Origin of the sequence: Herbiconiux liukaitaii (assembly GCF_041927495.1) — a bacterium.
GTDB classification, from domain to species: Bacteria; Actinomycetota; Actinomycetes; order Actinomycetales; family Microbacteriaceae; genus Herbiconiux; species Herbiconiux liukaitaii.
In genome coordinates, this window is the sequence record NZ_JBHFHG010000003.1 from 671,914 (window position 1) to 684,865 (window position 12,952).

General features: G+C 71.0%; 10 protein-coding genes. 4 read left to right on the forward strand and 6 right to left on the reverse strand.

Annotated features, from left to right (window positions below; translation table 11 throughout):
* The first annotated feature begins 15 nt into the window (after positions 1 to 15).
* Positions 16 to 1,587: an acyl-CoA carboxylase subunit beta gene (locus ACEXQC_RS07650; protein WP_374820143.1), complete on the forward strand. Its 1,572-nt coding sequence runs from the start codon at positions 16 to 18 to the stop codon at positions 1,585 to 1,587.
* Positions 1,588 to 1,781: 194 nt separating this feature from the next.
* On the opposite strand, the gene ACEXQC_RS07655 is transcribed toward ACEXQC_RS07650, so the two are convergent.
* Entirely contained in the window at positions 1,782 to 4,304 is a 2,523-nt protein-coding gene (locus ACEXQC_RS07655) for an MprF family protein (protein ID WP_374820097.1), read from the reverse strand.
* A 47-nt stretch (positions 4,305 to 4,351) separates the two neighbouring features.
* On the opposite strand from ACEXQC_RS07655, the gene ACEXQC_RS07660 reads away from it, so the two are divergent.
* Positions 4,352 to 4,579, forward strand: coding sequence for an acyl-CoA carboxylase subunit epsilon (locus ACEXQC_RS07660; RefSeq protein ID WP_374820099.1), 228 nt, complete (start codon positions 4,352 to 4,354; stop codon positions 4,577 to 4,579).
* 223 nt (positions 4,580 to 4,802) lie between these two features.
* Here ACEXQC_RS07660 and ACEXQC_RS07665 read toward each other — a convergent pair whose 3' ends face one another.
* The 4 genes from ACEXQC_RS07665 to ACEXQC_RS07680 all read right to left on the reverse strand — a co-directional run bounded on the left by ACEXQC_RS07665 (position 4,803) and on the right by ACEXQC_RS07680 (position 9,255).
* Positions 4,803 to 5,825 (reverse strand): DUF8320 family protein, encoded by a 1,023-nt coding sequence (locus ACEXQC_RS07665; RefSeq protein ID WP_374820101.1) that lies wholly within the window; start codon positions 5,823 to 5,825, stop codon positions 4,803 to 4,805.
* Positions 5,822 to 7,057: a sensor histidine kinase gene (locus ACEXQC_RS07670; RefSeq protein ID WP_374820103.1), complete on the reverse strand. Its 1,236-nt coding sequence runs from the start codon at positions 7,055 to 7,057 to the stop codon at positions 5,822 to 5,824. Before ACEXQC_RS07670 ends, ACEXQC_RS07665 begins: the two co-directional genes overlap by 4 nt.
* Entirely contained in the window at positions 7,047 to 7,742 is a 696-nt protein-coding gene (locus ACEXQC_RS07675) for a response regulator (protein WP_374820145.1), read from the reverse strand. The genes ACEXQC_RS07670 and ACEXQC_RS07675 overlap by 11 nt, the downstream gene beginning before the upstream one ends.
* A 79-nt stretch (positions 7,743 to 7,821) precedes the next feature.
* Positions 7,822 to 9,255: a class I SAM-dependent RNA methyltransferase gene (locus ACEXQC_RS07680; RefSeq protein WP_374820105.1), complete on the reverse strand. Its 1,434-nt coding sequence runs from the start codon at positions 9,253 to 9,255 to the stop codon at positions 7,822 to 7,824.
* Between the two features lie 41 nt (positions 9,256 to 9,296).
* On the opposite strand from ACEXQC_RS07680, the gene ACEXQC_RS07685 reads away from it, so the two are divergent.
* A complete protein-coding gene (locus tag ACEXQC_RS07685; protein WP_374820107.1) occupies positions 9,297 to 9,995 on the forward strand; it encodes a Maf family protein in 699 nt (232 codons plus the stop codon).
* A gap of 16 nt (positions 9,996 to 10,011) precedes the next feature.
* On the opposite strand, the gene ACEXQC_RS07690 is transcribed toward ACEXQC_RS07685, so the two are convergent.
* Entirely contained in the window at positions 10,012 to 10,890 is an 879-nt protein-coding gene (locus ACEXQC_RS07690; RefSeq protein WP_374820109.1) for an alanyl-tRNA editing protein, read from the reverse strand.
* 109 nt (positions 10,891 to 10,999) lie between these two features.
* Here ACEXQC_RS07690 and ACEXQC_RS07695 point away from each other — a divergent pair, with 109 nt between their 5' ends.
* Entirely contained in the window at positions 11,000 to 12,796 is a 1,797-nt protein-coding gene (locus ACEXQC_RS07695; protein WP_374820111.1) for an acetyl/propionyl/methylcrotonyl-CoA carboxylase subunit alpha, read from the forward strand.
* The last annotated feature ends 156 nt before the right edge of the window (positions 12,797 to 12,952 follow it).

Below are 12,952 nucleotides of genomic sequence, written 5' to 3' on the forward strand. Positions count from 1 at the left end.
ACCGACCAGCCCGACATGTACACGACGGCGGGCAAGCTGGCCGACCTGAAGAACCGCTACCACGAGGCGGTGACGGCCTCAGGGGCCACCGCCATCGAGAAGCAGCACAAGCGGGGCAAGAAGACAGCCCGCGAGCGCATCGAGCAACTGCTCGACCACGGCTCGTTCGTGGAGATCGACGAGTTCGTGCGGCACCGCACCCACGCCTTCGGCATGGAGAAGTCGAGGCCGTACGGCGACGCCGTCGTGACCGGCACCGGCACCATCCACGGCCGCCAGGTGGCCGTGTACGCGCAGGACTTCACGATCTTCGGCGGCTCGCTCGGCGAGGTCGCGGGCGAGAAGATCATCAAGGTCATGGATCTGGCGCTCAAGACGGGTGTGCCCATCATCGGCATGCTCGACTCGGGCGGTGCGCGCATCCAGGAGGGTGTCGTGGCGCTCGGCAAGTACGGCGAGATCTTCCGCCGCAACACGGCCGCCTCCGGTGTCATCCCGCAGATCTCGATCATCATGGGCCCTGCCGCCGGTGGAGCCGTCTACTCCCCCGCCCTCACCGACTTCGTGATCATGGTCGACAAGACGAGCCAGATGTTCGTGACCGGCCCGGATGTCATCAAGACCGTCACGGGTGAAGACGTGGGCATGGAGGAGCTCGGCGGTGCGCTCACGCACAACAGCGTCTCGGGCGTCTCGCACTACCTCGCGAGCGACGAGGACGACGCGCTCGACTACGCCCGCGCCTTGCTGAGCTTCCTGCCGCAGAACAACCTCGCGGAGCTGCCGGTCTACGACAGCGACGTCGAGCTCGAGATCACGGATGCCGACCGCAAGCTCAACACGATCATCCCGGATTCGCCCAACCAGCCCTACGACGTGCACACCGTCATCGAGCACCTCGTCGACGGCGGCGAATTCCTCGAGACCCAGCCGCTCTACGCGCCCAACATCGTGGTGGGCTTCGCGCGCATCGAGGGGCGCTCGGTGGGCATCGTCGCCAACCAGCCGAACTCGATGGCCGGCACACTCAACATCGAGGCGGGCGAGAAGGCCTCGCGCTTCGTGCGCTTCTGCGACGCGTTCTCCATCCCGATCCTCACGCTCGTGGATGTGCCCGGCTACCTGCCAGGCACCGACCAGGAGTGGACGGGCGTCATCCGCCGCGGCGCCAAGCTGCTCTACGCCTACGCCGAGGCGACCGTGCCGCTCGTGACCGTCATCCTGCGGAAGGCCTACGGCGGCGCGTACATCGTGATGGGCTCGAAGCAGCTCGGAGCCGACATCAACCTCGCCTGGCCCACGGCCGAGATCGCGGTGATGGGCGGCCAGGGCGCCGTGAACATCCTCTACCGCGGCGAGATCAAGCGCGCCGAGGAGGCCGGCGAAGACGTCGCGGCCGTACGCACCCGCCTAGCCAACGAGTACACCTACAACGTAGCGAGCCCCTTCCTAGCCGCCGAACGAGGCGAGCTGGACGGTGTCATAGAGCCCGCAGCCACGCGGGTCTCGATCACGAAGGCCCTCCGAGCCCTGAAGACGAAGCGAGCAACCCTCCCGCCAAAGAAGCACGGCAACATCCCCCTGTAGCCCCAATCACCCTGGCAAGAGCCCAAGCAACCACGCAACAGGCCGTACTCGCCGCCCCAAGGCGGTACCGCCGCCGGGAGGCGCCGCGCAGCGACGTCGCCCGACGGCGGCACCGCATGTCGCCTGCGCCGCACAGGGGGCGGCGCAGCAAAGAAAACAGAACGAACGCACGACCTGTCGCGTGATTCGCCGTGCTAATGCTTCGGGACGAGGGTTCTGACTAGGGCGACAGTCTCTTTTGCAGACATCGACGGCAGGTAGGCCTTACCGATCGCCGTCCCGATCGTCGGCAGGGCCAGCGGGTCCGGGTAGGCCATGTGGATGGTGGAGTACGTGGGGTTGAACTTCGCCTTGAACTTGAAGAGCGACGAGAACCCGTAGGCCGGCTCCAGCGTCTTCGCGAGCACCTCGGCGAGCTCCGTCATGACCGTGGGGGCCGGCGGCTCGGCGCCCTTCGGCACGGGAGCCGTGGCGAGCGGCGCTCCCGAGAGCGAGAGCACCTCCACACCGAGCTCCTTCATGTGCAGCGCCGACGAGGCGATGAGGTACTCCATGACGCCGGGCATCGATCCGTCGCCCCGGCGCATGAAGTCGAGCGTGTACCCCACCGCCACTCCCTCGCGGTACATCGGCAGCCAGCTCGTGACGGCGGCGATGCGACCGTCGGCATCGAGAGCGAGCATGAGCGCGACATCCGGATCCTTGATCTCCTCGAGCGCGCCCAGGGTGAAGCCCATCTCGGGCAGCTCCTTCTCCGAGACCCAGGCCTCCGAGATGGCGTTGATCTGGGTGATCTTGGAGCGCGACAGCTCGTCGTAGGTCGTCCAGACCGTCGTCATGCCCTCGCGCACGCCCTTGTTGAGCGAGGAGCGCACGTTCTGCCACGACTTGCCCGTCATCTCGAGCGTCTGCGGGTGCATGAGCGTCTCCTCGCCCACCGACATGTGCGACCAGCCCATCTCCTCGAAGACCGGCAGGAACTGCGAGTGCACGCTGTAGAACACCGGAACCCAGCTGTTGCTGTCGCAGAACCGGGCGAAGTCGCGCACGGTCTGCCGCTCGTCCTCCGGTCGGCACACGGGGTCGGACATCGTGATGGCGACGTCGTTGATGACCCGGTACGCCACGGCAGCATCCCCCGCCTCGTTGAACCAGTAGACGTTGCCCGGCCACGTGGTCATCCAGCCGAGCGTGCCGCCGCCGCCCCGACGCAGCAGCGCACGGATGCGCTGGTGGTCGCCCACCTGCACACGCTGCTCCTGGGCGGCGATGAGCTGGAACGCCGCGATCGCGAAGATCGCCCAGAACACAGGCCCCACCCACTGGAACACGAACAGCGTGGGGCTCGGCGGCGGGATGATGACGTCGCCCGTGATGCCCACGAGCGTGATCGGCAGGAACCGGCGCGGCACGTCGAACACGACCTCGACGATCGTGGTGCCCGCGGGCGCCAGGCTGCTGAGCGCGAGCACACACGCCACGACGTAGACGAGCGCGAGGGCCACGAACGCCCCCGCCACCACCACGCAGAAGCGGATGAACGCCTCGCGCGGCGCCCGGAGCGCGAAGCGGCGGCGGTGCACGAACAGCAGGATCGCCACCGCGAGCGGCACGAGCACGGTCGAGCCGAGCCACACGATGTACTCGCCGATGTCGATGGCCTGCAGGGCCGGCAGGTCGGAGGTGTCGTCACCCAGCGCGAAGCTGCCCACGAGACCGAGGAACACGAGCGCGAGAGCGATCATGGCGAGGTTCGTGACGATGCCGAGCCACAGCGCGAAGCGGCGCCCCTTGCGGAGCCCCCAGGCCGAGATGAGCAGCAGCGCGAGCGGCACGAAGGTCTGCACGATGGGGCCGAGGCCGCCGAGGGCCGCGAGCTTCTTCATGTCGTCGCACACCACCGAGGTGGCCGTGGCGCAGAAGGAGTCGATGTCGGTGGCGCTCGGGAAGATGTCTCCGTAGAAGCTGCCCGCGAGGCCGAACGCGCCGCTGCCCGAGGGATCGAGCCACGAGACGAGGGGCCCGATGGCGGTGATGAGCACGATCGTGGCGATGAGCACACGCACCTCGCCGAACGAGCTCTTGAGCCACAGCGAGTTGCGCCCGCGACGGCCGGAGAGGAGATAGCCGAGCACGAGCCCTGCGATGCCCGCGATGAGGCGGTAGACGGATGAGGTGTCGCCGTCGTACAGAGCGAACATGATGAGCAGTCCGAAGGTCACGAGCCGCACCCGACGGCGCCAGAGCGGGCCCATGAGACCGCTCGCGGTGAGCAGCGCACCCGCGATGGGGGTGAGCGGATCGACGGTGAGGTCGATGCTCGTGCCGTCTGCCCACCACTCCCCGGCGAGCGACCCGATCCACTGCAGCAGCACACCGACGCCCACACCAACGATGCCCGTGACGAAGAACGCGAGCAGCAGCCTCTGCCACCCGAGCAGCCGCTCGGCCACGCCGAGCAGCACGAGCGAGAGCACGATGCCGGCTACGAGCTGGAACGGATCCCACGGGATGAAGAGGGCCGTGAGCACGGTCCACCAGCGACCCGCGTCGACGGTGGTGGTGACGCCGGCGGCCCACGCGTTCTGCGTGACCTCGGAGGGCGGGCCGAAGAAAGTGCCCGCCGCGAGCGCGGTGGCGAGGATGAGCACGGCGAAGCCGATGCTGAGCGGCACGGTCCGGAGGTACCGCCCCGCGAACACGATGGTCTTGTGCATGGCCACGATCCCCCTCTGGTGCCTGGCTCTAATGTAGCCTCGTCGGTGTGAACGAATCGAACGCTGCGGACGCCCCACTTCAGGTGGTGTCGGCGAACATCTCGGCCGCCGAGCTCGCCGCCGTCACCGCCGTGCTCGAGGCCGCGGTGGAGGAGGAGCTCGACGAGCTGCACGCCGATGTGCACATCGAGCCCTCGGCGTGGGAGCGCAGCCAGCGTGCGCCGCGCGCCGCCCTCGTGCCCGGGCCGGGCGCCTGGCGCTCCTTCTCGGGCTGACGCCACTCAGTCTGGATGCTCTCTGAGCGGACTCTGTGAAGGCGGGCGAAAATGTCCACCGAAGAACGGACTGTGGGCTTGCCCGACGGCCGCCAGGATAGGTAGTGCTAGGTGTGTTTCTCCGGAAATGCATCGCCGGATACGGGTCGACTAGGGTAAGCGGGCTCGTGTTCCGGGGGCGAGTCAGGGCGGCATTCGGGTTGCCGCCCTGACTCGAGCATCTTCACTCGTCTCCGAGTCTCGGCACCTCGAGCCACAGGTCGAGTTCCGGCTCCTCCTCGAGACCCTCCGCGGCGAGCGCCGGATCGGCATCGCGCAGCCCCACGATCGTGACGGCCACCTCCTCGTCGTCGTGCGCGGTGCGCACCACCACACGGTCGGCCGTCGTCTCGCCGATCTCCTTCGCGATCACCGCCGTCACCCGCGCGTGCGCCGCCCGATCGAGGTCGTCGATGCCGCCGTCGTCGAGCAGCGTCACCTCCACCCCTCGGCGCCGCGCATCCCGCACGGCATTGCGCACCCGGTCGTCGAGCAGGCGCCGCCCGCGGATCTCGTCGCGCATCGCCGCCTCGAGGTGCAGGCACTCCCGGCGCTCCTCCTCGGTGAGCTCGGCGTCGTCCGTCACGATGCGGCGGAGCATGGGCGCGACCTCCGCATCCATCTGGGCGAGGCGCAGGCGGCGCTCGAAGAACTCCGCCTCCTCCCTGGCCTGCCACTCGGCGGCCCGCTGCTCGGCGAGCTCGAGCAGCCGTGCGTCACGCGAGGCCCGCACGATCGAGATGGTCGTGGCGTGCGCGACCGCCACCCAGACCGGGCCGCCGATGGCGCCGAGGGCCGGGAGCTCGAGCGGATCCCCCGTCCAGACGAGCGCGCTTACGACCATCACGGCGATGCCGCCCCAGGCGAACCACGGCCGCTGGCGCACGGCGGTGATGGTCATGAGTGTGCCCACCGCGCCGATGATCCAGGTGGCGTAGCCGTTCTGCGCCGTCGGATCCAGCTGGCTGAGCACGAGGATGAGCCCGACCGTCGTCACCCCGATGTTGCCCGCGGCCAGCCAGATCGGGATGGAGAGGGTGGGCCACGGCGCGAGCGTGAGGGCGGTCGCCGCGCCGTAGAGCGCCATCGCCACGAACGAGGGGCCCGGCGCCGCGGGCATGTCGATCGTGTAGAGGGCCAGCACGATGTGGAACATCGAGAAGGCGGCGGCGAGGCCGACGAGCAGGCGGCGCGGGAGCGAGATCATGCGAACGCCTCACCCCGACGGTCGGCTCGCCACTCGATGATGACCGAGGTGCCCGCCCCGGGCACGGAGCGCACCTGCACCGAGCCGCCCACCGAGTCGATCCGCTCACGGATGGAGATGCGCACGCCGAGCCGGTCGGCGGGCACGCCGGCGGGGTCGAACCCCTGGCCCGTGTCCGAGATCACGAGGGTCAGTCCCTCATCCGGATCGCCGAGCATCGAGATGGTGCGCACGACGTGGCGCCCGCGCTCATCCGTGAACCCCGCGTGCTGCATGCTGTTGACGATCGCCTGCACGGTGGCGGAGTAGATCCCCTCCACCACGCGCGCGGGCACCACCTGGTCGAACGACCCCTGGGCCGAGAAGCCGATGTCGGCGGCGAGCGCGTCGGCGAGCGCCTGGCAGCGCTCGACGAGCACGGTGGCGGGCAGGTCGGGCGAGGCCTCGGTCTCGGCGTCGGCGCTCTGCAGCGCCACGAGGGCGCGCTCGGCCATCTGCACGGTCATGCGCCTGTCGGCCGGTGTGGTGCCTCTCGCCGCGGCGAGCAGGGTCGAGAGCACGCGATCGTGGATGACCGTGTCGACCCTCGTGCGCTCCTGCTCGGTGGCGGCGCGCTTGGCCGCCTCGGCGTAGCGCGCCACGGCCGTCGCCTGCGCCTGGTCGACGCGACTCGCGGTCTGCCGCAGGGCGGCGATGACGAACACGAGGAACGCGCCGAGCAGCAGGGCGTAGATGGCGTCGAGCAGGGCGAGGGGCACCGAGACCCCGCCTCCCGCCGGCAGCACCTCGAGCACCGCGAAGATCGCGGGGACGGCGACCGTGTAGACGGCCGCCCAGAACGTGGGGAACGCGTAGGCGGCGGCGCCCACCGCCACGATCACGATGTACCACAGCCACGGCTGGGTGCCGATGGCGGCCTCCGGGCTCCGCACCGCGAACGGCCAGAGGGTGAGCGTCACCACGAACACGCACGCCACGGCCCCCATCGCGATGCGCACGCCACGGCCCACGAACGAGCACACGAACGCCACCGAGATGGCGCCGAACAGGGCGATGGCGACGCCGAGCGCCCACTCGGGCTTGAGGGTGTGGATCGACGAGCTGAGCACGGGCAGCGAGAGCACGGCGAAGGTGAGGCCGAAGACGCCCTGCAGGCGCGCGAGAACGCGTTCGATCTTGCGGCGGCTGAGCGGAACGGCCGCGCGGGTCGTGATCCCGCCGCTAGCGGACATGTCCGTTGTCGTCGAGGGCGAGGATTCCGTCCTCCACGGCCCGGCGGAGGAGTTCGACCTTGCTGCGGGCGGGGCGGCCCACCTCCACGTACTTCGCCCGCACGCGGTCGAGATACTCCTTGGCGGTCGAGACCTTGATGTTGAGCTTCAGTGCCACCTGCGAGAGCGGGAGCCCCGACGCGTAGAGGTGCAGCACGTCGCGCTCGCGCTGGGCGAGCTGGGCCTTGCCGAACTCGCGGTCGGCGTCGATGGCGCTCGCCCACTCGAGGTTGTTGAGCACGTCTCCCCGCGCCACGGCCGCGATGGCGGCGATCACGGCGCTCGTGGCGGCGGACTTGGGGATGACTCCAGCGGCTCCGGCCGCGAGCGCCTCGCGCACGAGCCCCACCCGGTCGGCGATGCTGTGCACGAGCACCGCCGCCCCCATGGAGCGGGCGTGCTGCACGTTCTCGGTCACCGTGAAGCCGTCGCCGAGGCTGAGGTCGAGCACCACCACGTCGCAGCTCGTGCCGGCGAGGGCGACCCACAGCTCGCTCACCGAGGCGCACGCCGCGACGACCTCGAATCCGGCCTCCTGGCAGGCGGCGCGGATGCCGAGACGCACCGACTCGTGGTCGTCGACCACGGCCACGCGCACCACGGCCGGAGCCTGCGCCTGAGGCCCCGCCGTCGCGCCATCGGTCATGTGGTCCACGCTGCCATCCTATGGGTGGGCTGTGCGCCGGGGTGGGGTGAGCTGTGTGCGGGGATGCAGCGTTTCCGGGTCACGCGCGCACGAGCACGCCCACCGTCTCGACGTGGTGGGTGTGCGGGAAGAGGTCGTAGGCGCGGGCGGCGTCGAGCTCGTAGCCGGCCTCGCGGAACAGGGCGACGTCGCGCGCGAAGGCCACCGGATCGCAGGCCACGTAGACCACCTGGGCCACGCCGAGCCGTGTCAGCGAGCCCACCACCTGCTTGCCCGCACCGGAGCGCGGCGGGTCGACCACCATGGTGGCCGCCTGCAGCCGGCGGCGCTCCTCTGCCGAGGCCTGCTTCTCGAGGTCGGCGAGGTAGCGGTCGACGCGGGCCGTCACGGCGCCGGCGCCGATCCACTCGGCGAGGTTGTCGCCCGCGTAGTCGGTGGCGAGCTCGTCGCTCTCCACGCTCGTGATGCGTGTGGCGGGGCCGAACTCGTCGGCCAGGGCCGCGGCGAGCAGGCCGACTCCGCCGTAGAGGTCGTGGTTCGAGGCACGCGGATCGAAGAGGTCGTGCCTCGTGAGGGTGCGCACGGCGTCGGAGAGCGTGGTGGCCGCGTCACGGTGCACCTGCCAGAAGCCGTTCTCGGCGAGCCGGAACTCGCGGTCGCCGATCCGCTCGACGATCGTGGCGGGGCGGTCGGCGCGGGCTGCGGAGGAGTCGGGCACGCGGCGGTCGCCGTTCTGCCCGGCGGCGGCGCGGGATCCACTTCGCTGGCCGGCGGCACCTCGGCCGCCTCGGCCACCCTGCTTGCGGCCGCCCGCCCCCGTGCGGCCTCCGGTCTTCGACTGCTCCTCGGCCACGAGCGAGACGCGCACCTCGCCCTCGGAGGTCTCGACGAGCTCGATGGCTGCGGCTCCCTGGCGGTCGTGGCGGAGGGCCTCGGCGAGCTGCAGCGCTTCTCGCTCGATGGCCTCGGTGGCGAGCGGGAGCGACTCGACGGGCACCACGGTGTGGCTGCGCGCGGCGTAGGGGCCGATGCGGCCGTCGGGACCGATGTGCAGGCGCACGCGGGTGCGCCAGCGGGTGCCGGGGGCGGAGGCGGTGCCTGCTGCGACGGTGCCTGCGGCGTCGGTGCCGATCGCCTCGACCTCGATGCGGCGGTCGATGCCGCCTCCGAAGCGGCGGAGCGCATCCTGCAGCACGTCGGCCTTGAGCTCGCGCTGGCGGGGCAGCGCGATGTGCCCGAACTCCGCGCCGCCTGCGCGCTGCTCGGGAGCGCGATCGAGGGCGGCCTCGGCCCACACGTGCGGCACGCGGTCGGGGGATGCCTCGACGACCTCAACGGTGTCGGCGCGCCAGAACGACGACTTCGAGTCGTCGGCGATGCGCGCGAGCACGCGCTCACCCGGGATGGCGTCGGCCACGAACACCACGCGGCCATCGAGCCTGGCCACGGCCACACCGCCGTGGGCTACATTGTCAACGTTCAGCTCGACGAGGTCGTTCCGGTTCTCAGGCATCCTCCGAGCATCCCACACCCCGCTTCACGAAGGCCGACACCGTGCGTCTCTACCTCGCCTCCACCTCGCCCGCCCGCCTCGCGCTGCTGCGCCAGATCGGCATCGAGCCGGTGGTGCTGCCGTCGGAGGTCGACGAGGACGCGGCGGTCGCCGCCGAGGCCGAGGCCCGCCGGGCCGCCGGTGCACCGCCGATGTCGACCGCCGAGATGGTGCAGCTGCTCGCCGAGGCGAAGGCCGAGGCCGTGGTGGCCGCGGCCGCCTCGGGTGCGCTCGACGAGACGCTCGCCGCACAGGGCGCACCCGGCCCGCTCGACGGCTTCGTGCTGGGCGGCGACTCGGCGTTCGAGATCGGCGGCACGGCCTACGGCAAACCGCACCTGCCCGCGGTGGCTCGCGAGCGGTGGCTGGCGCAGCGCGGCGGCACAGGCGTGCTGCACTCCGGCCACTGGCTCGTCGATCACCGCGGCGGGCGGCGGCAGGGCGGATCGGGTCGCACCGACCACGCCGAGCTCACCTTCGCCGACGACATCTCCGACGCCGAGATCGACGCCTACGTCGCCTCGGGTGAGCCGTTGCTCGTGGCGGGTGCGTTCACGATCGACGGTCTCGCGGCCCCCTTCATCCGCACCATCACGGGTGCGCCCTCCGCCGTCATCGGCATGTCGCTCCCCGTGGTGCGCGACCTCCTGGCCGCCGCCGGCGCCCCCTGGACGCAGTTCTGGACGCCGCCGGCCCGCTAGAGGGTCGTGGTGCGGTTCAGGCGGGGAGGCGGGCGATGGTGCGCATCGTGACGGCGAGGGCGCCGTCGGCGGCCGCGAGCTCGAGGGCCACCGCCGTCGTGCCGAGCTCCGAGAGCGCGGGCGCGTGCGTGCCGCCGCACGCGATCGAGACCGGCCGGCCATCGAGGGTCGTGGTCCAGTACCGGCGGTCGGTGAGGCGGTCGCCGTCGCACTCGATGCGCGCGGATGCCCCGCTCGCCACCCACCCGGCCAGTGTCTCGCCCACCCGGCCGGCCACGGCATCCGCAGCGCCCTCGAGCCGCGCGGGCGCGAAGCCCTTCTTGCGCAGCGACTTGCCCACCCGGTAGCGGTCGACGGATCCGTTCTCCTCGATCGTGGAGGTCGCGATGGCGAGGGCGTCGAAGTCGGGGTGGCCGAGCGCATCCGTCGCCGCCTGCTTCGACCAGTCCTCGGCGAGCGCGGCGTTGAGCGCGAGCGAGGCGAGGTGGCAGGCGGTGTGCCCCACCGAGAGGGCCTCGCGGTGCACGGCGTCGACGGCGACGAGCACCTCCTCCCCCTCCTCCACCGGGGTCGCCGCGTCGACCACGTGCACGACCACGAAGGCCCACCCCTCGGTGCCCTTCTTCACGGGCACGTCGGCGCCGATGCGCAGCACGGAGCCGTCGGTGGCGCCCACCACGCAGTCGAGCAGGTCGAGGATCGCCTCGCCCACCGTGAGGGTGCCGCGGTCGGGCCCCTGGTCGGGCCAGGCCGAGTCGACGGGGTGCGCGGCGGTCACGTCGAGCAGCACGGCCTGCCGCCCTTCGCCGAGCGGTTCGCGGTGCAGGACGATGCTGGTGGAGCGGGTGTCGCCGCGCGGATAGGTGACGACGGTGTCGACGAGGGGCAGTGCCATGCGGGCATCCTCTCACGCACTCCTTGTGCCGATCCCCCAGGGTCGGTGGACTATTTTTGTGACTACATGCCAAAGGAGGGATGCGCCCCGGCCATAGGCTAGGGAAATCATGCCGAGAATCACCAAGGTCCTCATCGCCAACCGAGGCGAGATCGCCGTTCGAGTCATCCGGGCGGCCCGCGACAGCGGCATCGCCTCCGTGGCCGTCTACGCCGACCAGGACAGAGACGCCCTGCACGCCCAGCTCGCCGACGAGGCCTACGCGCTCGACGGCACCTCGAGCGCCGAGACGTACCTCGTGATCGAGAAGATCCTCTCGGTGGCCCGCCGCTCCGGCGCCGACGCCGTGCACCCCGGCTACGGCTTCCTGGCCGAGAACGCCGACTTCGCGCGCGCCGTGATCGGTGCGGGGCTCACCTGGATCGGCCCCTCGCCCGAGGCCATCGAGAAGCTCGGCGACAAGGTCTCTGCCCGCCACGTGGCCGAGAAGGTCGGCGCACCCCTCGCCCCCGGCACCATCGATCCCGTCTCCGGGGCGGCCGACGTGCTCGAGTTCGTGGCCGAGCACGGCCTGCCCGTGGCCATCAAGGCGGCCTTCGGCGGCGGCGGTCGCGGGCTCAAGGTTGCCCGCACCATCGAGGAGGTGCCCGAGATGTTCGACTCGGCCACCCGCGAGGCCATCGCGGCGTTCGGCCGCGGCGAGTGCTTCGTCGAGAAGTACCTCGACCAGCCACGCCACGTCGAGACGCAGTGCCTCGCAGATGCGCACGGCAACGTCGTGGTCGTATCCACCCGCGACTGCTCGCTGCAGCGCCGCCACCAGAAGCTCGTCGAAGAGGCGCCGGCGCCCTTCCTCACCGAGGAGCAGAACGACCTCCTCTACTCGGCCTCGAAGGCCATCCTCAAGGAGGTCGGCTACCTCGGCGCCGGCACGTGCGAGTTCCTCATCGGCAAAGACGGAACGGTGTCGTTCCTCGAGGTCAACACGCGCCTGCAGGTCGAGCACCCCGTCTCCGAGGAGGTCACGGGAATCGACCTCGTGCGCGAGCAGTTCCGCCTCGCCGAGGGCGGCGTGCTCGACTACGCCGACCCCGTGCCGCACGGCCACTCGTTCGAGTTCAGGATCAACGGTGAGGATCCTGGTCGCGGCTTCCTGCCCTCCCCCGGCCCCGTGCACGTCTTCAAGCCCGCCGGCGGCCCCGGCGTGCGCGTCGACTCCGGTGTGCAGGCCGGCGACGAGATCTCCGGATCGTTCGACTCGCTGCTCGCCAAGCTCATCGTCACCGGATCGAGCCGAGAGGATGCGCTCGAGCGCTCCCGCCGTGCCCTCGACGAGTTCGAGGTGGCCGGGCTCCCCACCGTGCTGCCCTTCCACCGCGACGTCGTGCGCAACCCGGCCTTCGCCCCGGCGGACGGCGAGCCGTTCTCCATCTACACACGCTGGATCGAGACCGACTACGAGAACCCGGCCGAGCCGTGGAGCGGATCGCTCGAAGACTCGGCCCCCGCGGCTGAGCGGCGCACCGTGATCGTGGAGGTCGACGGCAAGCGCGTGGAGGTCGTGCTGCCCGCGCGTCTCCTTGCGGCGGGCGCCCGGTCGGGTGGCGCCGCTGCTCGCTCCGGATCCGGTGCCACCGCCGGCGCTGCCCCTCGGCGGCGTGGTGCCTCCGTGGCCGGCACCTCCACCGCCACCGGAGACTCCGTGAAGGCGCCGATGCAGGCGACCGTGGTGAAGCTCGCGGTCGCCGAGGGCGACACCGTGGTGAAGGGCGACCTGGTGCTGGTGCTGGAGGCCATGAAGATGGAGCAGCCCATCACAGCCCACAAAGACGGCACCATCTCCAACGTCGCCGCCACCGTAGGAGCCACAGTCTCCTCAGGCCACGTCCTCCTCAACATCACCTGACCCGCCGCCTCCCCTTGGGGGTGTCCCCGCGGCGCGCGCTCGTGAGCGGGGTGGAGCCCGCTCGTGGGGGCGGGGCGGGGTGGGTTGTCCGGTGGCGGTGCTTCCCGCATCCGCTACGCGGACGCCCGCCAGACCCGGCCTGCACCGCCACCGGAC